Below are 23,636 nucleotides of genomic sequence, written 5' to 3'. Positions count from 1 at the left end.
TGCCCATGCCGCACGCAACGCGCTACCGGGGCGGCCGAAACAACTCCGGGGAACTTCCCGACGGCTTCACCACCACCGTCCACGCGATGTCCGACGCCGCCCGCTACCCCCGGCGGGAAGTGTCCAATGTGTACAAGGTGGCGGGCGGCAACCCGTACCTGCCCATCGTGGCGGCGATCGGGGTCCCGATGATGGCCGGCGCCGTCGGGGCCGCGGCACCGCATCGGATCCGGACCGGTGCTGGGCAGGATCTGCACCTGGACCCGCGGAAGGCGGTGCACCACGAGCCAGGTGAGTCGACCGGAATCGAGCCGGGTGTGCACGCCTGACGCGGCATGACATCCCCCTTCTCGGGGATGATCCCCGGCTCCGCTGACAAAGCGCCCGCTTACAATGGGCACGACCGGGCCGGCCGTCGTGGCCGCCGTCCGGGCGCGCGAGCGGGGAGGACCACCGGATGACGATGTCGCTGTCGGCCGAGCTCTGGCCGGACGTGCAGCCGGAGACCGCCCGGCGGCTCATGCTGGCCGGCGTGGAGGCCTTCGCCCAGCGCGGCTACCACGCCACCACCACGCGGGACATCGCCGGCGCCGCGGGGATGTCGCCCGCCGCGCTCTACGTGCACTTCCCCTCCAAGGCCGCGCTGCTGTTCGCGATCAGCCGGTACGGCCACGAGCAGACGCTCTCGCTGGTCGAGAACGTCGTCGCCAAGGAGTCCGATCCCGTCGAGCGGATCCGGCTGATCGTCGAGGACTTCGTGGCGTGGCACGCGCGGCGCCACACCGTCGCGCGGGTCGTCCAGTACGAGCTGCAGGCGCTGCCCGAGCAGGAGTTCGAGGTGGTCGCCGAGCTGCGGCGCCGGATCGAGCGGATCGTGCGCGAGGTCATCGCCGAGGGCGTCGAGAGCGGGGTGTTCACCGTGTCCGACCCGCACGTCGCCGCCCGGGCCGTGCTCTCACTCGGCGTCGACGTCGCCCGCTGGTACAGCGAGCGCGCCCGCCAGACGCCCGCGGCGCTGGGCAAGGAGTACGGCGGGCTCGTGCTGCGGATGCTCGGCGTCGGCATGGCGCCCCAGTAGCGGTCACAACCTGTCCGCTACCTCTGCCACGCTGGCCTCGTGCACCCCGTCCTCGACGCGCGAGCCCTCAACCGCGCCACCCTCGCCCGGCAGCTGCTTCTCGAACGGGCCGGCCGGCCCGTGCTCGACGCCGTCGCCCACCTCGGCGGCCTGCAGGCGCAGGAGCCGCAGGAACCGTTCACAGGGCTGTGGTCGCGGCTGCGCGCGTTCGACCCGGCCGCGCTGGACGCCCTGCTGACCGGGCGGCAGGTCGTGCGGACCCACCTCATGCGCCGCACCGTGCACCTGCTGACCGCCGTCGACGTCCTGGCGTGGCGGAGCCGGTTCGACACGATGCTGCGGCAGCGGGTCGTCGGCACCTACCGCCGCGAACTGGCGACGGTGGACATGGCCGAGCTCGCCGCGGCGGGCCGGGCGGTGCTGGCCGACGGCGAGCCCCGCTCGATGGGCGAGCTCGCGCGGGCGGTCGCCGACCGGTGGCCCGCGCCGGGCCACCGCCCGCTCGGGGAGCTGCTGATCGCCGCGTTGATCCCGTCGGTGCAGCTGCCGCCGCGCGGGCTGTGGCGCACCAAGGCGGGCGTGCGGAACCTGCCGCTGGCCACGTGGCTCGGCCGTGACGCCGACCCGATCGACCCGGCCGACGGCGTCGGGCGGACGCTGGTCCGGCGCTACCTCGCGGCGTTCGGCCCGGCGGCGACGGCGGATCTGCGCGCGTGGTCGGGCCTGGCCGGCCTGCCGGCCGCGGTGAAGGCGGTGCGCGAGGAGCTGGTGGTCTTCCGCGACGAGCGGGGCCGCGAGCTGCTCGACCTGCCCGAGGCACCCCGCCCCGACCCGGACACGGTGGCGCCGGTCCGGTTCCTGCCGGCGTTCGACAACGCGATCCTCGGCTACGACGACCGCTCCCGCATCATCGACGACGCCCACCGCGGGCTCTCGGTCGCGGGCGAGCGGGTGGTCCTGGTCGACGGCCGCGTTTCCGCGACGTGGACGACGGAGAGCGACACGGTCGTGGTCCGGCCGCTGCGGCGGCTGACCGGGGCGGAACGCGAAGAGCTCGCGGCCGAGGGCAGCGCGCTGGCGGGGTTCTTGAGCGACGGCGAAAGCGCTTGCGTCCGGGTCGAACCGAGCTAGCACGACGGCCGCCGAGGCACGACGCTCGCCGGCGCTCAGCCGACCGCCCGGGCGAAGCGTTCCGCCACCTCGCGCAGCCGCTCGACCAGCCCCGGCGGCGCCTCCTCGACCACGAAGTCGAAGCCCCACTGGGCCAGGTAGTACGGCACCGTGTCCAGGGTGTTCGCCCCGGTGCGCACCCGGCAGCGGTGTTCGTCGATCGCCTCGACCACCCCGGCCGTCGGCGGCACGCGCCGGGCCACCGCGTCGGCCGGGGCGGCCACGCGCAGGACCAGCTGGTGCGGGTAGACCGCCGTCGAGATCTGGCGGGAGACGTACTCCGCGAGGTCCGGCGCCGGGGGCTCGCGCGGCGTGAACCGGAAACCCACCGCCGGCACCCCGGCGATCCGGTCCACCCGGAAGGTGCGCCAGTCCGCGCGGTCGAGGTCGAAGGCGACCAGGTACCAGCGCCGCCCCGTGTGGACCAGCCGCAGCGGCTCGGCCGACCGCTGCGTCGCGGCCCCCGACCGGTCGCCGTAGCCGAACCGCAGCCGTTCCTGGTCGCGGCAGGCGGCGGCGATCGTCGTCAGCACCGAGGCGTCCACCGTCGGGCCGGCTCCGGGCAGGGACACCGTCGCCGCCTGCAGCGCGCTCACCCGCGGCCGCAGCCGGGCCGGCAGCACCTGCTCCAGCTTCGCCAGCGCGCGCACCGACGTCTCCTCGATGCCGCTGACCGTGCCGCTCGCCGCCGTGCGCAGGCCGACTGCGACCGCGACCGCCTCGTCGTCGTCCAGCAGCAGCGGCGGCAGGGCCGCGCCCGCGCCCAGCCGGTAGCCGCCCGCCACCCCCGGCGTCGCGTGCACCGGGTAGCCGAGGGAGCGCAGCCGCTCGATGTCGCGGCGGATCGTGCGGACGTCGACCTCGAGGCGGGCCGCGAGGTCGGCACCCGGCCAGTCCCGGCGCGCCTGCAGCAGCGAGAGCAGCCTGAGCAGCCGTTCCGAAGTGCCGTACATGGCACGCAGTGTGCCAGACATCGCGGACAGCTCCTGTCCGCAATCGGCCGGAAGGTGCAGTCCGGGCTTCAAGCACTTGCCAGGCACCACCCCGGGCGGAAAGAGTGACGCATGCCGATCGATCCGCACACCCTGCTCGCCGTCGCCCGCGAAGAAGCCGAGCGGGGCAAGGCCGAAGGGGGCGTGCCGATCGGGGCCGCGCTGTTCGACTCCGCGGGCACGCTGCTGGGCCGCGGGCACAACCGGCGCGTGCAGGACGGCGACCCGTCGATGCACGCCGAAACCGCGGCGTTCCGCAACGCCGGCCGCCGCCCGCACTACCGGGACACGATCATGGTCACCACGCTCTCGCCGTGCTGGTACTGCTCCGGGCTCGTCCGTCAGTTCGGTATCGGGCACGTCGTCATCGGTGAGGCCGAGACGTTCCACGGCGGTCACGACTGGCTCGCCGGGCTCGGGGTGGAGATCACCCTGCTCGACGATCCCGGCTGCACCGCGCTGATGACGGAGTTCATCGCCGCGCGCCCGGACCTGTGGTTCGAGGACATCGGGGTGGAAAAGTCCGAATAGGACAGTAGCGATCGGGCTCGCTCGACCGGACATGCTTGACCAACAGCGCTTTACAGGAGCCGGTATGCCGTCATCCGTTCCGCTCGTGGACCTTTCGCCGTGGTTCGCGGGCACGTCCGAGGGCCGGGCCGAAGTGGCGGGCCGGATCGACCAGGCGCTGCGGGAGTCCGGCTTCCTGCTGGTCACCGGGCACGGCGTCCCGGACGACCTGCGCCACCGGACGCGCGAGCTGGCGCGGCGGTTCTTCGCGCTGCCCGAGGACGTCAAGCAGCGCTACGCCGTCACGGTCGGCGGCCGCGGCTGGCTGCCGCCGGGGGTCGAGGCCAACGGTTACGCCGAGGGCACCGAGACCCCGCCGGACCTCAAGGAGTCCTACTCGGCGGGTGCGGACACCCGCACCGGCGTGGCCGAGGTCGACGGGTTCTGGTTCCAGCCCAACGTCTGGCCGCACGAGGTACCCGGCCTGGGCGAGGTGGCCACGGAGTACATGCGCCGGATGCGGGCGCTGGCGGACCACCTGCTGGAGATCTTCGCCGCGGCGCTCGGTCTCGCGCAGAGCCACTTCACCCGCCACACCGCGCACCCGACGTACACGTTCAACATCAACTGGTACCCGCCGATGACCCACGTCGGCCCGCCGGCGCCGGACCAGTTCCGGATCGGCCCGCACACCGACTTCGGCACGGTCACGGTGCTCGACCGCCAGGCCGGCGTCGGCGGCCTGCAGGTGTGCACCGCCGACGGCGAGTGGGCGGACGCGCCGTTCCACCCGGAGGCGTTCACGGTCAACATCGGCGACCTGATGGCCCGCTGGACGGGCGACCGCTGGCGCTCGACGCGCCACCGCGTCCTCCCCCCACCCGCGACGGCGCCCGACGAAGACCTCGTGTCGTTGATCTTCTTCTACGAGACCGACCACGACGCGCGGATCACGTCACTGGCGCCGCCGCTGGGCACCCGGACCTACCCCGAGGTGATCGCGTCGCAGTACCTGAAGGAGAAGTTGGACGCGATCACGATGAGCTGACGTCCGGTTCGGCGCAGACCGTCCGGTTGCGGCCCGCCGCCTTCGCCCGCAGCAAAGCCGCCTCCGCCGCCAGCAACGCTTCATCGAGAAGCCCGGCCGAACAACCCGCCACACCGATCGACACCGTCACCCCCACGAACTGCGGACCGTCACCCGAAGCCTTCAGCGCCACCAGTGTCGAGGCGATCCGCAGGCGGATGCGCTCGGCGATCGCCATCGCGTCGAAGGGGCCGGTGCCGGGCAGCAGCACCGCGAACTCCTCGCCGCCGGAGCGGCCCACGAGGTCGGCCGCCCGGACCTCGTCGCGCAGGGTGCCGGCGACCGCGCGCAGGACGGCGTCGCCGATCCGGGCGCCGTAGCGGTCGTTGAGCAGGCGGAAGTGGTCGAGGTCGAGCAGCAGCACGGCCGGGTCGGATCCGCCGGGGCGGTCCAGCCGGGCCTCGGCCGCGCCGCGCCAGGACGCGGCGGTCAGCACGCCGGTGCCCGGGTCGAGGGTGACGTGGTCGCGGCGGCCGCCGCCCAGCCCGCCGCGGTGCAGCACGACGGTGGCGCCGGCCAGCACCGGAACGAGCAGCGGCGCGGCCACCGCCGCCCAGGCGAGCGGCAGGCCGAAGGCCGTCATCGCGGCGTCGAAGGCGTACGCGGGTGCGGCTTCGGGTGGCCGCCGTGGCCCGTCGGCGCCGGTCACGAGCGCGGCGTTGACGGCGAGGAACACCAGCCCGGCCGCGGCGAGCAGGAGGACGGTCCGGGAGCCGAGCACCTCACCGAGGGGCCGGACGCCGGTCGCGGTGAGGAAAGCCCCCGCGACGAGACCGGCCAGCGCCGTCGCCGCGGCGCCGAACGCCTGCCGGTGAACGGGTCTTCTGCGGACCCGGAACCATTGGTGCAGCGCGGAGAGCACGACCAGCGCGACAGCGAGACCGGGGCGGAGCACGAGCACCCCGGCGAAGATCCACGGCGTGTCGACGCCGGGGCCGAGCAGGGTCTCCTCGCGGTGGCGCTCGACCGGCCGCACGAGCTCCGCCGACACGAGCATCCCGGCCGCGAGCAGCGCGAACGGCGTCAGCATCGCGGCGAGCGGCGGGAAGCGGAGGGCGGCGAGCACGACGGCGGCGACGGCGAGGGCGTCGATCCCGACGAGGTAGCAGACCTGGCCGCGGCGCGGCAGCCGCCACAGCGCCCACCGCCGCGGGGCCCAGCGCTGCGGGACGAGGGCGGCCAGGAACCGGCCCGGGCGGCCTTCCCCGCCGGCGGCGACCGTGGAATCCCCCACCATTTCGGCAAAGTAGCCGGAATGCGGGCCCGTGTCGATCCGCCTTCAGGGGAATTTAACACCGTCGCGAGCTCCGGGCACCGTGGGTCATTTTCCGACCGACGGAGGGTTGACACACCACATTGGTCTAGTCCACTGTGTGGTGGCACACAGCACTCCTCCCGGGTTGATCCCGCCGCCTCAAACCGGAGGTGCTCCACCTGCGCATTACGGAGGACCCCCATGCTGCTTCGTTCATCGTCGATCCGCCCACAGTCACGGCCGAACACCTTCGTAGCGACGGTCGCCCGCCGCTCGGGGGGCGGCCTGCTTTCGGCCGGATCGACGAACCCGGTGCGCCGTCTCGTCACCCTCGCGGCCGCGGCTTCGGCCGCCCTGGCCACGACGGTCGGGTTCGCCCCGCAGGCCATGGCCGCGGCCGACCCCGTGCTCGCCTCCCCGTACCTGTACCAGTGGGGCGGGCAGACCAGCCCGACCGCCGCGATGTCCGCGACCGGCGTGAAAGCGTTTACGCTCGCGTTCGTCCTCTCGGACGGCTCCTGCAACCCCAAGTGGGACGGCAGCCGGTCGCTGACCGGCTCCGACAAGACGATGATCCAGAACATCCGCAACGCGGGCGGGGACGTGATCCCGTCCTTCGGCGGCTGGTCCGGCACGAAGCTGGGCTCGAAGTGCACGTCGGCCTCCGCGCTGGCGGGTGCCTACCAGAAGGTGATCGACGCCTACGGGCTCAAGGCGATCGACCTCGACATCGAGAACACCGACGAGTTCCAGAACAACACGGTGCAGGACCGCATCCTCAATGCGGTCAAGCTGACCAAGCAGAAGAACCCGAACCTGAAGGTCGTCATCACCATCGGCACCACCACGACCGGCCCCGACTCGTGGGGCAAGCGCCTGATCAACCAGGCCAAGGCGATCGGCGCCCCGGTCGACGTCTGGTCGGTCATGCCGTTCGACTTCTCCGGCGGCGGTGACATGGCCGCCTTGACGAAGTCCGCGGTCGACGGGCTGAAGAACCAGCTCAAGACCACGTTCGGCTGGAACGACGACACCGCCTACCGGCACAGCGGCCTCTCCTCGATGAACGGCAAGACCGACAACGCGGGCGAGACGGTCACGGTCGCCAACTTCAACTCCATCCGCGGCTACGCGACGAGCCACCACTTGGCCCGGTTCACGTTCTGGGCCACCAACCGCGACTGCAGCGGCGGTGGCGAGTGCAGCGGGATCAGCCAGGACAAGTACGCGTTCACCAAGATCGTCGCCGGCTACACCGGCTGACCCACCGGACCCGTAGTGGGGCTGTCGGGGGCCCTCTCACCGGCATCGGGGCCGGTGAGGGGGCCTTCGCGGGTCAGCGCCGCGGCCCACCGGGGTAGGGCCCGCAGGAGTACGGGGAGCACTGGTAGGGGTTCCAGATCACCGGCGGCGGGCTCGTCTTGGTCGTGGACGGGGGCGGCGGTGGCGGCAGCTCGATCGTGACGGTCGGCGTCGGAGTGGGCGTCGGCGTCCGGCGCGCGTGCATCACCGCCGGCGACGGCGTGGTCGTCTCGGTCGGGACGGCCAGCACGGTCGAGGACGGCACGGCGGTGGCCGGCTGCAGCTGCGGGAACTGCGTGGAGCCGGGCACGGAGTCCGGCTGCGCCGCCAGCACGACGACCAGCCCGCCCAGCACGACGATCACCACCGACGCCAGCGCCAGCCGCGCCGCCCCCCGCGGCCCGGCTTCCGGCTCGACGTCCCGGCGCGCCGCCAGTTCGGCCGCCCTCGAGCCCGGTTTGCGCGGCCGCGCCCCGGTCTGCTTGAGCAGCTCGTCGACCGTGATCCGGTCCCGTCGCCTGCGCGCGCTGCGCGTCATGCACGACCTCCACCCGATTCCCCCACGCCGCGCTCGCCCGCGACGCATGATCCCGGTGGATAGTAGAAACCCTTGCGGCAATTGTAAACGCGCTGATCGCCGCGCTCTCGTTATCGTTTCGAGACAACCGGATCGGCTTTCCGGCCGTAGCTGTCAACGAGCCACCAACCGCCGCCGCAATCCCGCCACCCGCCGGGTCACCGGGGTGAACTCCGGCAGCTTCAGCAACGCCAGCAACCCGAACGGCACGGCCATCCCGAGCAGCCCCTGCACCGGCAGCTTCACCCACGCCCCGGGAATCACCCCGAGCGACGCGGGCACCGCGCGCCCGGCGAGCACCGCCGCCACCACGCCGAGCCCGCTCACCGAGAGCGTGATCAGCCCGACCCGCAGCGACCGCTTGCTGCGCAGGTGCCCGAGCCGGACCCACAGCCAGACCTGGCCGAGGACGGCGCCGACCACGAAGCCGGCGCCGTTGACGAGCATGACGCCGTAGACGACGTGCTCGCCGTCGAGCAGTCCACGGCACAGGAGCAGCAGCGGGATCTTCACCGCCGTCATCACGAGCATGATCAGCGTGGGCGTGCGGGCGTCCTTCATCGCGTAGAACACCCGCAGCTGCAGCATGACCAGCGCGAAGGGCAGCAGCCCGACCGCCGACACCGCCAGGGTCTGGCCGAGCCGCTCGGCGTCGTCGAGGGTGCCGCGGCCCCAGGTGAAGATCGCGATGCCGATCGGCGTGCCGACCACGGCCAGCACCGCCGAAATGGGTACGAAGAGCACCGTGGACATGCGGGAGGCGAGCGAGAGGTCGCCGACGAGCGAGACCGTGTCGCCGTCCGCGGCGGCGCGGCTCATCCGCGGCATCAGCGCCGTCAGCAGCGAAACGCCGAGGATGCCGTACGGGAGCTGGAAAAGCAGGGACGCGTAGCTGTAGGCCGTCACGCCGCCGCTGTTGCCGCCGGTCAGCACGCGGGTGGTGATGACGAACCCGACGTGGCTGACGACGACGTAGCCGAGGATCCACGCGGCGAGCCCGCCGAACTCCTTGATCCGCGGGTCGAAACCCCAGCGCCAGCGGAACCGGAACCCGGTGCGCAGCAACGCCGGGATGAGCACGACCGCCTGCGCGACGATGCCGAGCGTGGTGCCGAGGCCGAGCACGAGCAGCTTGGGGTCGCTCATCCGGACCGGGTCGAGGGTCAGCTCCCCCGGCACGAACGCGAACACCACGAGCGTGCCGGTGACGACGACGTTGTTCAGCACCGGCGCCCAGGCCGGCGGGCCGAAGACGTTCTGCGCGTTGAGGATGGCCGAGAGCAGCGCGAACAGGCCGTAGAACAGGATCTGCGGCAGCAGCAGGTACGCGAGCGCCGTGGTCAGCCCGGAGTTGGCGGACTCGGACGATTTGTCGACGTAGAGCGCCGTGAACAGCGGGGCGATCGCCACCGCGACGGCCGTGCCGACGGCGAGCAGCACCAGCGCCATCGTGATGAGCCGCTGGGTGTAGGCGCGGCCGCCGTCGGGGTCGTCGTGCGAGCGGACCAGCAGCGGCACCACGACGCTGGCCAGGACGCCGCCGAAGAGCAGTTCGAAGACGATGTTGGGCAACGTGTTGGCGACGGTGAAGGAGTCGTTGACGACCCCGGCCCCGACCACGGCGGCGAGCAGCAGCTTCGCGACGAACCCGGTGACCCGGCTGACGGCCGAGGCGACCGCCATCCGGCCGCTGGAGCGCGCCAGCGACGAGCCGGCCCCTTCCCCGCGCCCGGCGCTGACCGGCGACGCGGGCGGCCGCGCGACGATCTGGCCGGCGAACTCGTCGTAGGCCCGCCGGGAGACGTCGGGGTCACGGGTCGGCCAGTGCGGGCCCCGCAGCTCGCTCGGGAGGAAGACCGTCGCCTCGTTGTCCGCCGGTGGGGGGTGCTCCGCCATGGGGACAAGACTGCCAGGTCAGCGGCCCGCGCGGGAGACCGAACACCTGTTCGCCCACACGACGCTGCGTGACAGCGGCCGGGGAATCAGGCGGCGACGGCGATCGCCAGCGCCGCGCGGCCCGCCTCGGTCAGCTCGGCGGCGACGCGGCCGGTGGCCCCTTCGGCGCCGGGGCGGAGGTAACCGCCGTGGGCCAGCGCGTGGGCGGTCATCTGATCGCAACAGGCGAATCCGTCGATGAAAAGGTCGGGCTCACAGCTGCACGACATCTGCGCACGGCCCGCGGCCACCGCCCTCAGCATGGCCATCGCGCGGTGGGTGAGCTCGACTCCTGAACCGGACACCGGACTGCCTTCCCTTTTTTTGCCACTACAACGGGTTATTCGCCCGTTGGGCCGATTGTGTTACTTACGGCACTATGACGTTCGGGGTGCGGGTGAGGTTCCGTCTTGGTCGCCATCCCGGAAGGAGACTGCCGGGTCTGCCGGGGTTCTCAAGCGTGTCCTCGCCGGACGGGCAGGCTCTGGGATGACCTCGGGTCTCGCCGTTGTGTCACCTTCTCGGGTGGGCCGCGGGAGGTCATCCCGTCGCCTGACTGAGGCCTATCACTTTGAGCCGGGCCCGCAAGGTTGCGTCGTTGTCTTGCGTTGCGCTGTCGGTTGCGGGCCCGGCTCAAAGTGATTTTTGCGGCCTCAGGCGACGGGATGACCTCGCCGCTCCTTTGTGTGGGGGCTCAGGCCAGGCGCAGCTCTAGGGTGCGGGCCCACTCGCGCACGATCTGGCGCCTCCGGCGGGTGTCGTCCGTCAGGAGGTTGGCCAGGCCTAGCCCGCGGGCCAGGTCCAGGGTGGCCTGGACCAGTTCCCGCACCCCCGGCCGGGACTCGTCGACGCCGAGGAGCTCCACCGTCACGCGGTGTGCCTCGCGGCCGACCCTGGCCTCCAACGGCACCAGCACGTCCCGCAGGGCCTCGTCGGTCGCCGCCACCGACCACAGCTGCAGGGCCGCGCGGAACAGCGGGCCGGTGTACAGGTTCAGCACCATCTCCACGACGCGCTCGATGCGGGACGCCCCGCTCGGCAGGCCGGCCGCCTGGGCGCGCAGCTCGTCGATCTGGGCTTCGCCGAGCAGGTCGACCGCCGCCACCACGAGGTCCTCGCGGGCCGGGAAGTGGTGCTGGGCCGCGCCGCGGGAAACGCCCGCCCGCTCGGCGATCCCGGCCACCGTCACGCCGTGCCAGCCGCGCTCGCCGAAGCTGTCGAGGGCGGCCTCGACCAGGCGCCGCCGCGTGGTGCGGCTGCGCTCCTGCTGGGGTTCGCGGATGCCGGTCAAGCCGGGTCCACCCAGAAGTCGAGCTGCAGGTCTTCCTCCGCGGTGCCGCCGATGCGGTACTTCGCGAAGTCGGTGACGCCTTCGGCCCGCAGCACCTCGTCGTCGAGGAAGAAGTGGCCGGTGACCTCCCGGCTGGGCTTGGTCAGGATCGCGTGGGCGGCGTCGGCCATGATCGCCGGCGTCCGGCTGCGCGACGCCAGCTCCGCGCCGACGACGTTGCGGATCGCGGCGGTGTCGATCGTGGTGCGCGGCCACAGCGAGTTGACCGCGACACCGTCCTGGCGGAGTTCCGCGGCGAGCCCGACGGTCACCAGGCTCATCGAGTACTTGGCGATGCTGTAGGCGAGGTGCCCGGCGGTGAACCACTTCTCGTCGAGGCTGATCGGGGGCGACAGGGTCAGGATGTGCGGGTTCGCGGCGGCACGCAGGTGCGGAATGGCCAGTTTGGACAGCAGGAACGTGCCGCGCGCGTTGATGTCCTGCATCAGGTCGTAGCGCTTCATGCTGACCTGGTCGGTCGGCGTCAGGTCGATCGCGCTGGCGTTGTTCACGACGACGTCGATGCCGCCGAACTGCTCGACGGTCTTCGCCACCGCGGCGGCGACACCTTCGTCGTCGCGGACGTCGCCGAGGATCGGCAGTGCGTGCCCGCCGGCCTTCTCGATCGCTTCGGCCGCCGTGTAGATCGTGCCGGGCAGCTTCGGGTGCGGCTCACCCGTCTTGGCCAGCAGCGCGACGTTCGCGCCGTCGGCGGCCGCCCGGAGCGCGATCGCCTGGCCGATGCCGCGGCTGCCGCCGGACATGATGATCGTCTTGCCGTCCAAAGCAGACATGCCGGCTCCTAGTAGGACTTGGGGAGGCCGAGGCTGTGCTGGCCGACGAAGTTGAGCACCATCTCGCGGCTGACCGGCGCGATCCGGCCCAGGCGCACCGCCGTCACCAGCGTGCCGAGGCCGTATTCGGTGGCCAGGCCGTTGCCGCCGTGGGTCTGCACGGCCTGGTCGGTGGCCCGGATGGCGACCTCGGCGGCGGCGTACTTCGCCATGTTGGCCGACTCCCCCGCGCCGAAGTCGTCACCGGAGTCGTAGAGCGACGCCGCTTTCTGCGTCATCAGCTTCGCGAGTTCCAGCTCGATCTTGATCTCGGCGAGCGGGTGGGCGAGGCCCTGGTGGGTGCCGATCGGCGCGCCCCAGACCCGCCGCTCGTTCGCGTAGCCGACGGCCTTGGCCAGCGCGTACCGCGCGATGCCGAGGGAGAACGACGCGCCCATGATGCGTTCCGGGTTGAGGCCCGCGAACAGCTGCGCGATCGCCGCGTCCTCCTCCCCGACCAGCGCTTCCGCGGGCAGCTTGACGTCGTCGAGGAAGAGCGAGAACTGGTCCTCCGGCGCGACGATGTCCATCGGGATCTTCGTGTGTTCGAAGCCCTCGGTCCCGGTCGGCAGGATGAACAGCGCGGGCTTGAGCTTGCCGGTCCTCGAGTCCTCCATGCGGCCGACGACGAGCACCGCGTCGGCCTCGTCGACGCCGGAGATGTAGACCTTGCGTCCGTTGAGGACCCAGCCGTCGCCGTCCCGCTTCGCGGTGGTGGTGATCTTGTGCGAGTTCGACCCGGCGTCGGGCTCGGTGATCGCGAAGACCATCCGCTTGCTGCCGTCGGCGATGCCGGGCAGCCACTGCTTCTTCTGCTCTTCGGTGCCGAACCGGGAGATGACGGTGCCGCAGATGGCCGGCGAGACGACCATGAGCAGCAGCGGCGAGCCCGCGGCGGCGAGTTCTTCGAGGACCGCGGCGAGGTCGGCGATGCCCGCGCCCCCGCCGCCGTACTCTTCGGGGATGTTGACGCCGAGGTAGCCCAGCTGGCCGGCCTCGTCCCAGAGTTCGTGCGTCTTCTCGTCCGCGCGGGCCTTGCGGGCGTAGTACTCGTGGCCGTACTTGGCGCCGAGTTCGGCGACGGCCTTGCGGAGCGCGATCCGCTCTTCCGGCTCGATGAAGTTCATGGCGTTCATGCTTCGTCTCCCACCACAGCTAGGATCGTGCCCACTTCGACCTGTTGACCCACGGTCACCGGCAGCTCGGTCACCACGCCGTCGGCGGGGGCGGCGATCCGGTGTTCCATCTTCATCGCTTCGAGCCAGAGCAGCGGGTCGCCGGCCTTGACCGGGTCCCCGGCCTGCACGGCCAGCCGCACGACGGTGCCCGGCATCGGCGCGACGAGCGAACCGGCGGCCAGCGCCGCGTCCGGGTCGGCGAACCGCGGGGCCGCCGTCAGCGCGACCGAACCGAGCGCGGAGTCCACATAGGACGTCCCGTCCCGGCGGGCGACGTCGAACGCGCGCCGCACGCCGGCGACGGCCAGGACCACCCGTTCCGGCGCGGCCGACACCAGCTCGGCTTCGAACCCGTCCGCCTGCAAGCCGTCGCGGGTGAGCGAGTAGACCACTTCGTACTCGCGGTCCGCCACCGAGAAGACCTTGCGCTGCCCGGCCGAGCGGACGTTGCGCCAGCCACTCGGGAGCCTGCTCTGCGTGGTCGCCGACGCCCGGTTGGCCGCCGCGTCCGCCAACGCCGCCGCGAGGGCCGAGAGCCGTTCGGTGTCCACTGTGGCCAGAGGGGCGGCCAGGGTGTCGAGGCCGTGGCGGTCGAAGAACGCCGTGTCCGTCTCCCCGGCCAGGAAGGCTTCGTGGCGGAGGATGTTCACCAGCAGGTCGCGGTTGGTTACCACACCGTGGATCTTCGACGCCGCCAGCGCCTTGGCGAGCCGCCTCGCCGCTTCGACGCGAGTGGGTGCCCAGGTGATCACCTTGGCCAGCATCGGGTCGTAGTGGACGCCCACCACCGACCCGTTCTCGAAGCCGGAGTCGAGCCTGAGGCCGGGTCCGTGTTCGAACGAACGGTCCACATCGGGCACGTCGAACGTGTGCAGGGTGCCGCTCTGCGGCTGCCAGCCCGCTGCCGGGTCTTCGGCGTAGAGCCGGACCTCGATGGAGTGCCCCACCGTGGGTGGCGGGTCGGCCGGGAGGCGCTCGCCCTCGGCGATCCGCAGCTGCAAGGCGACCAGGTCGAGCCCCGTGACGTTCTCGGTGACCGGGTGCTCGACCTGCAGCCGGGTGTTCATCTCGAGGAAGTAGAACCGGCCGTCGGGCCCGGCGAGGAACTCGACCGTGCCCGCGCCGACGTAGTCGATCGCCTGGGCGGCCTTGCGCGCGGCGTCGAACAGCTCCGCGCGCATGGCGTCGTCGACGAACGGGGACGGCGCCTCCTCGACGACCTTCTGGTGGCGGCGCTGGATCGAGCACTCCCGCTCCCCCACCGCCCACACCGTGCCGTGCCGGTCGGCGAGCACCTGGACTTCGATGTGCCGCCCGGTCTCCAGGTACCGCTCGCAGAACACGGTGGGATCGCCGAACGCCGAGGCGGCCTCCGCACTCGCGCCTTCCACCGCCTCGGCCAGCTCGTCGAGCGAGCGGACCACGCGCATGCCGCGGCCACCACCCCCGGCGGACGCCTTGACCAGCAACGGCAAGTCTTCCGGGGTCACCGCCGCCGGGTCCAGTTCGGACAGGACCGGCACCCCGGCCGCGGCCATCAGCCGCTTCGACTCCACTTTGGAGCCCATGGTCTCGATGGCCTCGGGCGGCGGCCCGACCCAGGTGAGCCCGGCGTCGAGCACGGCGCGGGCGAACGCGGCGTTCTCCGACAGGAAGCCGTAGCCGGGGTGGACGGCGTCGGCGCCGGTCTCGGCCGCGGCCTTGACCAGCAGCTCCGCCTGCAGGTACGTCTCGGACGGCGCGTTGCCGGGCAGCCGGACGGCCGCGTCGGCTTCCCGGGCGTGCGGTGCGGCGGAATCGGCGTCGGAGAACACCGCGACGGTGCCGATCCCGGCGTCGCGGCAGGTGCGGAAGACGCGGCGGGCGATCTCGCCGCGGTTGGCGACCAGCAGGTTCTGGATCATCGCTCGCTCACATCCGGAAGACGCCGAAGCCCTCGGCGCCCTTCACTGGTCCATTGTGGATCGCGGACAGGCTCAGCCCCAGCACGGTGCGGGTGTCGCGCGGGTCGATGATGCCGTCGTCGTAGAGCATGCCGGAGAGGAACATCGGCATCGACTCGGCCTCGATCTGGCCTTCCACCATGGCACGCATGGCCTTGTCGTGGTCCTCGTTGTATTCCTGGCCGCGACTCTCGGCCGCCGCGCGGGCCACGATGGACAGCACGCCGGCCAGCTGCGCCGGGCCCATCACCGCGGACTTCGCGCTCGGCCAGGCGAACAGGAAGCGGGGATCGAAGGCGCGGCCGCACATCCCGTAGTGCCCGGCGCCGTAGGACGCTCCCATGAGGACGGACAAGTGCGGCACCTTCGAGTTCGACACGGCGTTGATCATCATCGCGCCATGCTTGATGATGCCGCTCTGCTCGTACTCCTTACCGACCATGTAGCCGGTCGTGTTGTGCAGGAACACCAGCGGCGTGTGGATCTGGTTGGCCAGCTGGATGAACTGCGCGGCCTTCTGCGACTCCTCGCCGAACAGGACACCTTGCGCGTTCGCCAGCACGCCGACCGGGTAGCCGTGGATGCTCGCCCAGCCCGTCACCAGCGACGAGCCGTAGAGCGGCTTGAACTCGTCGAAGTCGGAGCCGTCGACGACCCGGGCGACGACCTCGCGCGGGTCGAAGGGCACCTTGAGGTCGGTCGGGACGATGCCGAGCAGGTCCTCGGCGTCGTAGAGCGGCTCTTCGTAGTCCGGCTTGGGCGAAGGCCCCTGCTTGGTCCAGTTGAGCCGCTTGACGATGTTGCGGCCGAGCCGGATGGCGTCCTGCTCGTCGGCGGCCAGGTAGTCGGCCAGGCCCGAGGTCCGCGCGTGCATCTCGGCGCCGCCGAGCGACTCGTCGTCGGACTCCTCACCGGTGGCCATCTTGACCAACGGCGGCCCGCCGAGGAACACCTTCGCTCGTTCCTTGACCATCACGACGTAGTCCGACATGCCCGGCAGGTACGCGCCGCCCGCGGTGGAGTTGCCGAAGACCAGCGCGATCGTCGGGCAGCCCGCGGCCGAGGCCCGCGTGATGTCCCGGAAGATCCGGCCGCCCGGGATGAAGATCTCCTTCTGCGTCGGCAGGTCCGCGCCGCCGGACTCGACGAGGTTGATCGACGGCAGCCGGTTCTGCGCGGCGATGTCCGCGGCCCGGAAGCTCTTCTTCGTCGTCCACGGGTTGCTCGCGCCACCCTTGACCGTCGGGTCGCTGGCCGAGATCAGGCACTCGACGCCTTCGACGACGCCGATGCCCGTCACCAGGCTCGCGCCGACGCGGTAGTCGGTGCCCCACGCGGCCAGCGGCGACAGCTCCAGGAACGGCGAATCCGCGTCGAGGAGCAGCTCGATGCGTTCCCGCGCGAGGAGCTTGCCGCGCTTGCGGTGCCGCTCGACGTACTTCTCGCCGCCACCGGCGACGGCTTTGGCGTGCTCGGCGTCGATCTCGGCGAGCTTCTCCAGCATCGCCTCGCGGTTCGCGCCGAACTCGGCGGCCCGTGTGTCCACTGTGGACCTAAGAGCAGTCACGAGGTGTATCCCAATCGCTTCGCGGCCAGGCCGGTGAGGATCTCGGTGGTGCCGCCGCCGATGCCGAGGATCCGGACGTCGCGGTAGTGGCGCTCCACTTCGGACTCGCGCATGTAGCCGAGCCCGCCGTGCAGCTGGACGGCCTCGTTGACCACCCACTCGGCGGCCTCGACGGCGGTGTTCTTGGCGAAACAGGCTTCGGCGATGACCTCTTCTCCGGAGACGTGCCGGATCGCGGCCTGCCGGGTGTAGGTGCGGGCGAGGTCGATCTTCCGCGCCATTTCGGTGAGCTTGTGCTGGACGACCTGCCGCGAGATGAGCGGACGGCCGAACGTCTCGCGCAGCCGGCACCAGTCCAGTGTCAGGTCGAGCGCGCGCTGGGCGTGCGCGTACGCCTGCACGGCCAGCGACAGCCGTTCGGTGACGAACTGGGTGGCCACCTGCGCGAACCCGCTGTTCTCGGCGCCCACCAGGTGCTCCACCGGCACCCGGACGTCCACGTAGGACAGTTCGGCGGTGTCCGAGCAGAGCCAGCCCATCTTTTCGAGCTTGCGGCTCACCGTGAACCCCGGTGTCCCGCGTTCGACGACGATCAGCGAGAGCCCGTGGGCGCCGTCGCCGCCGGTGCGCACCACCGTCGTCACGAAGTCCGCGCGGCACCCGGAGGTGATGAACGTCTTGGCGCCGTTGATGACGTACTCGTCGCCCTCGCGGACGGCGGTGGTCCGGATCCCGGCGACGTCGGAACCGCCGTCCGGCTCGGTGACGGCGAGCGAGCCGATCTTGGCCCCGGCCAGGGTCGGCCGCACCCAGCGTTCGAGCTGCACCGGGTCGTTCGCCTCGGCGATGTGCGGCACGGCGATGCCGCAGGTGAACAGCGACGCGAAGAGGCCGCCGGAACCGCCGGCGTAGTGCATCTCCTCCGCGACGACCAGAGCGTCGAGGTAGTTGCCGTCGCCACCGCCGATCTCTTCCGGGAAGGCGACGCCGAGCAGGCCGAGGTCGCCGGCCCTGCGGTGCAGGGCCCGGGGCAGTTCGCCGGCGCGCTCCCAGTCGTCGAGGTGCGGCAGGACCTCCTGCTCGACGAACTTCCGCACGGTCTTGCGCAGTTCGGCCCGTTCGGGCGTCCGGAACGGGTCGGTCACAGCAGGACCTCCGGGACGTCGATCTCCCGCGACCGCAGCCACTCGCCGAGCGCCTTGGCCTGCGGGTCGAACCGGGCCTGCGACGCGACCCCCTCGCCGAGGAGGCCTTCGACGACGAAGTTCATCGCCCGCAGGTTCGGCAGCAGGTACCGCGTCACCGGCAGGTCCGCGGTCTCGGGCAGCAGCAGCTTGAACTCGGCGACGGTCAGCCGGTGCACCAGCCAGCGCCACGCCTCTTCCGACCGCACCCAGACGCCGAGGTTGGCGTTGCCGCCCTTGTCGCCGCTGCGCGCGCCGGCGATCGCGCCGAGGGGCACCCGCCGCACCGGTCCGTGGCCGAGGGGTTCGGGCAGCGCCGGTTCATCCACTTCGGACAGGTCCTGAGTGGACGTGGAGGGCGCTATGTCGACCCGCATCCCGTCCGGCAGCACGGCGACGTGCGGGACCTCGCCCGCGTCCACGTAGGCCGCGGTGTAGACGCCGTACGGCGAGGCGTCCGACGGCGGCGCCGTGACGTGGAACCCGGGGTAGCTGGCCAGCGCGAGTTCGACGGCCGCGCCGGTGAACGCGCGGCCGGCGACCTTCGGGTCGGCGTCCTTGACGGCGACGTGCAGCAGCGCGCTCGCGGTCTGCTCGGTGCCGGCGTCCTGGTGGTCGGTGCGCGCGAGGGTCCAGCGGACGTCGGCCGGCGGCCGGTCCTTCATGGACGCTTCGAGCTGTTCCCGCACCAGCGCGGCTTTCGCCTCGATGTCGAGTCCGGTGAGGACGAACGTCGTCTCGTTGCGGAACCCGCCGAGGGTGTTCAGCGCGACCTTCAGCGTCGGCGGCGGAGCTTCCCCGCGGACGCCGGAGATGCGCACGCGATCGGGTCCGTCCTCGGTCAGCGAGAGCGTGTCGAACCGGGTCGTGACGTCCGGCCCGGCGTACCGCGCGCCGGTGATTTCGTACAGCAGCTGCGCGGTGACCGTGCCGGCGTTGACCACGCCGCCGGTGCCGGGGTGCTTGGTGATGACGCTGGAGCCGTCGGCCTCGATCTCGGCGATCGGGAACCCGGGCACGCCGAGGGAGTGCTCGGTGAAGAAGGCGTAGTTGCCGCCGGTGGCCTGGGCACCGCATTCGATGACGTGCCCGGCGGCGACCGCGCCGGCGAGGGCGTCGAAGTCGTCACGCGCCCAGCCGTAGTGCGCGGCGGCCGGGCCGACGATGACGGAGGCGTCGGTGACGCGCCCGGTCACGACGACGTCGGCGCCCGCGTTGAGGCATTCGACGATGCCCCAGGCGCCGAGGTAGGCGTTGGCGGTCAGCGGTTTGCCGAGGTCCAGCTCCTCGGCCCGCGCCACGAGGTCGTCGCCCTCGACGTGCGCGATCTTGACGTCGAGCCCCAGTTTCCCGGCCAGCTCGCGCAGCGCGTCCGCGAGCCCGGCCGGGTTCAGCCCGCCCGCGTTGGCGACGATCTTGACGCCGTTTTCCTGCGCCAGCCCGAGGTTTTCCTCCATCTGCCGGAGGAACGTCTTGGCGTAGCCGCGGTTCGCGTCCTTCATCCGGTCGCGGCCGAGGATGAGCATGGTCAGCTCGGCCAGGTAGTCCCCGGTGAGCACGTCGAGAGGGCCGCCGGTGAGCATCTCGCGCACGGCCGAGAAGCGGTCGCCGTAGAACCCGGACGCGTTGCCGATGCGGTAGGTCATGCAAACTGCCCCGGCTTGCGGCCTTCCCCGGGCGGCCCGGCGAAGGCCTGCGCGATGGTCAACCATTCCTCGACGTCGGCGCCGTGGGCGACCAGACCGGTGTCGGCCGGGTGCCGCCGCCGGGTGACGACGAGACAGAAGTCCACCGCGGTGCCGGTGAGCTTCTGCGCGGCGTCCACGGGGCCGAACGCCCAGGTGGAGCCGTCGGGCGCGGTCAGCTCGACGCGGAACTCCTCGGGCGGCGGCGCGAGCGCGTGGACCTTGTAGGCGAAGTCGCGGGTCCGGGTGCCGAAGCGGGCGATGTGCCACAGCCGCGCGGTGGGCTCGCGGGTCAGGCCGAGGGCGTCGAAGACGTCCTGGCCGTGCGCCCAGGTCTCCATCATCCGCGCGGTGGCCATCGAGGCGGCACTCATCGGCGGCCCGTACCAGGGCAGCTTCTGCCCTTCAGGCACGGCGGCGAGGGCTTCGGCGAGCAATGCGCGCCCTTCGCGCCAGCCTTCGAGGATCTCCCCCGGCGGCCGCCGCGCTTCGGCCGCGGCCCCGTCGTCGACGTAGGTCTCCCCGCCTTTGAGGAGCTCTTCGACCTCGGCCGGCCAGTCTTCGGGGTGCGCGGCCGCGATCAGGGCCTTGCGATCGGTCCAGGCCAGGTGCGCGATCTGGTGCGCGATCGTCCACCCTTCGGCCGGTGTCGGCCGCGCCCAGTCCGCCGCGGGCAGGTTCGCCACCACGTCTTCGATCGTCCGTGTCTCCGCGTCGAGATCCCCGAGGATCACGCCGAGATCCGCCATCGCCCGCCTCCTTGCGTCTCGGGCCAGCGTGACACCGGCGCGGAGAAAAATCAAGCACGCCTGATTGTTTCGCCACGGGCGTCCGAGACCACCGGACCGCAACCTCCGTCGGCGTGGTCCGGACTAGCGCCGTTCCAGGGAGAACCGGCGGAGAACTTCGAACGCCCGGCCGCGATCAGCTCTCGGCACCCGGCGATCGCGGCTCAGGTCGTCGATCAGATCGATGATCGTGACCCGGTCCAGGTCGACGTGGCCGACGGGATCCACCCGGAAGTCTTCCGAGGTGTGCGTCCGGACGTCCACCGCGTCCGGCAGCCGCGCGTGCTCGCCGAGCAGAAAATGGGCGAGCAACTCGGCCGCGTCGACCCGGGCCGCCCCCGCCACGCTCCGATCACCGATGAAGTCGAGGAGGGTGCGAACCGCGGCGGGCCGATCGACGGATCCCTGGAGGCCCGCGACGAAGACGCGGGCGCGGTCACCGAGAGAGCGGTCACCGACCAGCGAATTCACCGCGTCGGCTCCGCGACGGCCACCGGTCTCGAGCATGATCTCGAGGATCCGGAGCCGGCCGTCGTCGTCGAGTGTCGTGTCCCGGACCAGCAACTCGAGCAGCTCCATCGGGTGGTACTCCCCCAAGGCTGCCAGCATTTCGACCGCACCGATCCGCACGTTGTGATCACTCAAGTGCTGCGTCGCGATGCGCTCGAGCTCCTTCAGCGCTTCCTTGTCGCCGTGTTCGGCCAACGCACCGGCAGCACGGATCCCCACGTGGGGATCGATCGAACGGTCCGAGGCCAACTTCGACAACGCGTTCTCCGCCTTGGAACCACCGTGCTTGACCAGCGCACGCACCGCCTCCTCGCGCACGTAGACCGGAAGGTCCTCGGCCCGGGCCAGTCCGTCGAGCAGTTCGATCCCGCGCACGTCCCCCGCACCGGCCAGGACGCCGGCGGACCGGACCCGCGAGTACCCGCTCATCCTGGTGTCCAGGGCGAGTTCGGCGAACAGATCCGACGCCAACGCGGCTTCGTGGCCGCGCAGGGTCATGACCGACGCGACCCGTTCCCGCCCGGCCAGCGTGGCGTCCCGGGCGAGATCGGCGAGCAGGCGGGACACGTGGTCCGGATCCAGCGACTCGACCCGCGCCGCCAGGGTGGCCCGCATCCGCGAGCCGATCGACTTGTTCCTCGCCAGCTCGTCCAGGAGCCCGACCGCGGCAGTGACATCGACGTCGAGGTCGACGACGGCCTCGGCTGCCCTCGCCCGGACAGCGGGGTGGAGGTCGGCGTCGCGGGCGATCGAGCGCAGCCGGTCGAGCGCGTCCTCCGCACCGATGGAAGCCAGCAAGCGCAGGGCCAGGAAAGCGTTTTCGAACCGCTCATGATCACTGCGCACCACTCCTCGAGCGCGCCGGGGAGGTGCGGGATTCGAGGTGTTGCCCAGGACCCAAACCAGGTCCACCAGCTTCCTCGCCATCGCCAGGATGACGCGGCGCGGAACTTCGGTGCCGAGACGGAGTAGCACGGCGATGAACCCGCACCCGGCCAAGCCGCCGCGGTCGACAAGCCGGAGCAAGTGATCGGCGACCGCGTCCTGGACTTCGCCACACTGGTCGAGCACGAACCCCGTGAACGAGGTGTCCACCTCCGGCGGCGGCGGGACGCGCCGGCCGAGCACCTGTTCCAAGAGGGGAACGCGACGTTTCCTCCCGAAGAGAGCGGCCAGCGACTCCAGGCTGGCCGGCGCCGATCGCGTCGCGTGGGTCGCGGCCAGGAACTCTTCGACCGTCTGGTGGAAGAAGGACAGCTCCCCGCCGCGCAGGATCACCAGGCCGCTGCGAAGCAACAGGCTTTGCAGGTACTCCTTCCAAACGGTGGCCGGTACTCGTTGGGGGCACGCGGCACCGGGCAGCCCGGAGATGATGTCCAAGATCGAAGCCGGACAACCACCGCGTAGCTCTGCCGCCGATCGGGCGATCAGTTCGGGCAGCCGCTCGAGGGTCCCCCAGCCGTCCTTCAGTGCCTCGTCCCCGTAGCGTGCCAAGCCGGCTCGCACCTGAGCCTGGACGCCCGACAGGTCCGCGCTCTGCATACGTCGGGTCAGCTGCTCCACGTACTTGCGGTAGATCTCGCCGCGACTGGCCGGCAACGGAGCGTCCGGGTTCGCACCGTGCAGCTGACAGAGCAGCGCCGCCATCAGCGGCGTCCGGGCCAGCCCGAACACCCTGGTCCGCCGCACCGCGCTCGCGAACCGCTCGGCCACCCGGTCGGGATACGAGAGTCCAAGGACCCGGAACCAGTCGGCGGAAACGCGGTTCAGATCCGACCAGGTGAACGGTTCCAACTCGTACACCGGAGCCTGCGCCCCGAGGACCGCCAACTCCCAATCGGGCAGGGGACGTGTGGCGATGACGAACCGGTACTGACGTCCACGGGTGCCGTCGGAGATCTGCTCCAGCGCGGCCAGGAGGTTCCGGCGGGCGGCCGGGTCGGTGATTTCGTCGAGTCCGTCGACCATGACGAGCCACGGCACGTCGTCGTACGGGCCCTCCTTGAACAAGGCGTCCGGCAGCTTCTCGAGCAGGCCGAAACTGCTCAGTTCGGCGGTCACCGCCTCCGCGAGCGCAGCCGCCAGTGGTTTGCCCGACAAGGCGGCCGCGGGCACCAGGATCGGCAGCGAAGTTTCGAGTTCACCCGCCCTCCTCGCCTCCACAGCACGGATCAAGTGAGTGCGGAAGAGACTGGTCTTGCCTCCGCCAGGGGTGCCGACGACCACGCAGATGCGATCTCTGTCCAGGATCTCTTCGGCGGACATCCGGCCCGAGACCCGCCGGGGCGACGGCGCGGACGTCCACGAAGCCGCGTCGCCGACCAAGGCGGAGACCGGGCCCGTGAGTTTCCCGGGTGCCGTCGATCGCGCGCGCGGCTCTCCCACCCGCACCCGCTGACGGACGTAGACCTCGGTCAGCGGCGGCGTGTTCCCCGGCAGCACACCCGGGTACGGGTGTTCTCGAGCCGCTCGCACGGCCGCCGCGATGTAGTCGTCGATCAGGGCGTGGACCGGACTGTCAGCCGGCTCGGTCCGCGTCCGGCTCTTGGCGGATCGGTCGGGCTGGGCAGCTTCCAGCAGGTCGGCCCAGTACCGCTCGGCGGGCGCGGTGACGCCGGCCTGTTCGCTCCAGACCCGTACCAGTGCGAATACGGCGGCCAAACTGCCCGCCGATGGCGTTTTCACCTTCGAAAAATCTTCTGCCAGCCAGTC

Annotated in this window: 20 protein-coding genes; 6 read left to right on the top strand and 14 right to left on the bottom strand. The window is 71.6% G+C overall.

The genetic code is table 11. The features are described from left to right. The first annotated feature begins 86 nt into the window (after positions 1–86). The 3 genes from C2L58_RS05115 (at position 87) to C2L58_RS05105 (ending at position 2,209) form a co-directional block, all read left to right on the top strand. Entirely contained in the window at positions 87–329 is a 243-nt protein-coding gene (locus C2L58_RS05115; RefSeq protein WP_146073525.1) for a hypothetical protein, read from the top strand. Positions 330–457: 128 nt separating this feature from the next. Next, a complete protein-coding gene (locus C2L58_RS05110) occupies positions 458–1,078 on the top strand; it encodes a TetR/AcrR family transcriptional regulator (protein ID WP_103336232.1) in 621 nt (206 codons plus the stop codon). 39 nt (positions 1,079–1,117) lie between these two features. After that, positions 1,118–2,209, top strand: coding sequence for a winged helix DNA-binding domain-containing protein (locus C2L58_RS05105; RefSeq protein ID WP_103336231.1), 1,092 nt, complete (start codon positions 1,118–1,120; stop codon positions 2,207–2,209). A 35-nt stretch (positions 2,210–2,244) separates the two neighbouring features. On the opposite strand, the gene C2L58_RS05100 is transcribed toward C2L58_RS05105, so the two are convergent. Continuing rightward, positions 2,245–3,201: a helix-turn-helix transcriptional regulator gene (locus C2L58_RS05100; protein WP_158264077.1), complete on the bottom strand. Its 957-nt coding sequence runs from the start codon at positions 3,199–3,201 to the stop codon at positions 2,245–2,247. A 111-nt stretch (positions 3,202–3,312) separates the two neighbouring features. Here C2L58_RS05100 and C2L58_RS05095 point away from each other — a divergent pair, with 111 nt between their 5' ends. Continuing rightward, a complete protein-coding gene (locus C2L58_RS05095; protein WP_103336228.1) occupies positions 3,313–3,771 on the top strand; it encodes a nucleoside deaminase in 459 nt (152 codons plus the stop codon). A 64-nt stretch (positions 3,772–3,835) separates the two neighbouring features. Next, complete coding sequence (locus C2L58_RS05090; protein ID WP_103336226.1) at positions 3,836–4,798, top strand: isopenicillin N synthase family dioxygenase; 963 nt, start codon at positions 3,836–3,838, stop codon at positions 4,796–4,798. Here C2L58_RS05090 and C2L58_RS05085 read toward each other — a convergent pair. Continuing rightward, positions 4,785–6,074, bottom strand: coding sequence for a GGDEF domain-containing protein (locus C2L58_RS05085; protein ID WP_103336225.1), 1,290 nt, complete (start codon positions 6,072–6,074; stop codon positions 4,785–4,787). The genes C2L58_RS05090 and C2L58_RS05085 overlap by 14 nt on opposite strands. 330 nt (positions 6,075–6,404) lie before the next feature. Here C2L58_RS05085 and C2L58_RS05080 point away from each other — a divergent pair, with 330 nt between their 5' ends. Then, positions 6,405–7,355, top strand: coding sequence for a chitinase (locus C2L58_RS05080; RefSeq protein WP_103336296.1), 951 nt, complete (start codon positions 6,405–6,407; stop codon positions 7,353–7,355). 73 nt (positions 7,356–7,428) lie between these two features. Here C2L58_RS05080 and C2L58_RS05075 read toward each other — a convergent pair whose 3' ends face one another. The 12 genes from C2L58_RS05075 to C2L58_RS05020 form a co-directional block, all read right to left on the bottom strand. Next, the gene (locus tag C2L58_RS05075) at positions 7,429–7,932 is read right to left on the bottom strand and encodes a hypothetical protein (RefSeq protein WP_103336223.1); all 504 of its coding nucleotides are present in this window, start codon (positions 7,930–7,932) and stop codon (positions 7,429–7,431) included. 153 nt (positions 7,933–8,085) lie between these two features. After that, the gene (gene murJ / locus C2L58_RS05070) at positions 8,086–9,867 is read right to left on the bottom strand and encodes a murein biosynthesis integral membrane protein MurJ (protein ID WP_103336221.1); all 1,782 of its coding nucleotides are present in this window, start codon (positions 9,865–9,867) and stop codon (positions 8,086–8,088) included. A gap of 86 nt (positions 9,868–9,953) precedes the next feature. Then, on the bottom strand, positions 9,954–10,211 hold the full coding sequence (locus tag C2L58_RS05065) for a hypothetical protein (RefSeq protein ID WP_103336219.1): 258 nt from the start codon (positions 10,209–10,211) through the stop codon (positions 9,954–9,956). A 389-nt stretch (positions 10,212–10,600) separates the two neighbouring features. Next, positions 10,601–11,197 (bottom strand): TetR/AcrR family transcriptional regulator, encoded by a 597-nt coding sequence (locus tag C2L58_RS05060; RefSeq protein WP_103336217.1) that lies wholly within the window; start codon positions 11,195–11,197, stop codon positions 10,601–10,603. Then, positions 11,194–12,030 (bottom strand): SDR family oxidoreductase, encoded by an 837-nt coding sequence (locus C2L58_RS05055; protein WP_103336216.1) that lies wholly within the window; start codon positions 12,028–12,030, stop codon positions 11,194–11,196. Before C2L58_RS05055 ends, C2L58_RS05060 begins: the two co-directional genes overlap by 4 nt. 8 nt (positions 12,031–12,038) lie before the next feature. Beyond that, positions 12,039–13,205: an acyl-CoA dehydrogenase family protein gene (locus tag C2L58_RS05050; RefSeq protein ID WP_103336214.1), complete on the bottom strand. Its 1,167-nt coding sequence runs from the start codon at positions 13,203–13,205 to the stop codon at positions 12,039–12,041. Next, entirely contained in the window at positions 13,202–15,151 is a 1,950-nt protein-coding gene (locus C2L58_RS05045; RefSeq protein WP_103336213.1) for an acetyl/propionyl/methylcrotonyl-CoA carboxylase subunit alpha, read from the bottom strand. The genes C2L58_RS05050 and C2L58_RS05045 overlap by 4 nt, the downstream gene beginning before the upstream one ends. Positions 15,152–15,158: 7 nt before the next feature. After that, a complete protein-coding gene (locus C2L58_RS05040; protein ID WP_199191102.1) occupies positions 15,159–16,757 on the bottom strand; it encodes an acyl-CoA carboxylase subunit beta in 1,599 nt (532 codons plus the stop codon). Beyond that, positions 16,754–17,902 (bottom strand): acyl-CoA dehydrogenase family protein, encoded by a 1,149-nt coding sequence (locus C2L58_RS05035; protein ID WP_103336210.1) that lies wholly within the window; start codon positions 17,900–17,902, stop codon positions 16,754–16,756. Before C2L58_RS05035 ends, C2L58_RS05040 begins: the two co-directional genes overlap by 4 nt. Next, the gene (locus C2L58_RS05030; protein WP_103336208.1) at positions 17,899–19,587 is read right to left on the bottom strand and encodes an acyclic terpene utilization AtuA family protein; all 1,689 of its coding nucleotides are present in this window, start codon (positions 19,585–19,587) and stop codon (positions 17,899–17,901) included. The genes C2L58_RS05035 and C2L58_RS05030 overlap by 4 nt, the downstream gene beginning before the upstream one ends. After that, the gene (locus C2L58_RS05025) at positions 19,584–20,375 is read right to left on the bottom strand and encodes a TIGR03084 family metal-binding protein (RefSeq protein ID WP_103336207.1); all 792 of its coding nucleotides are present in this window, start codon (positions 20,373–20,375) and stop codon (positions 19,584–19,586) included. The genes C2L58_RS05030 and C2L58_RS05025 overlap by 4 nt, the downstream gene beginning before the upstream one ends. 123 nt (positions 20,376–20,498) lie before the next feature. Further along, complete coding sequence (locus C2L58_RS05020) at positions 20,499–23,609, bottom strand: NACHT domain-containing protein (RefSeq protein WP_233225553.1); 3,111 nt, start codon at positions 23,607–23,609, stop codon at positions 20,499–20,501. Positions 23,610–23,636 lie beyond the last annotated feature (27 nt).

Source organism: Amycolatopsis sp. CA-126428 (assembly GCF_002904335.1).
GTDB lineage: Bacteria > Actinomycetota > Actinomycetes > Mycobacteriales > Pseudonocardiaceae > Amycolatopsis.
Note: the sequence above shows the minus strand (reverse complement) of the source record. Positions and strands in the feature narration are given on the sequence as shown.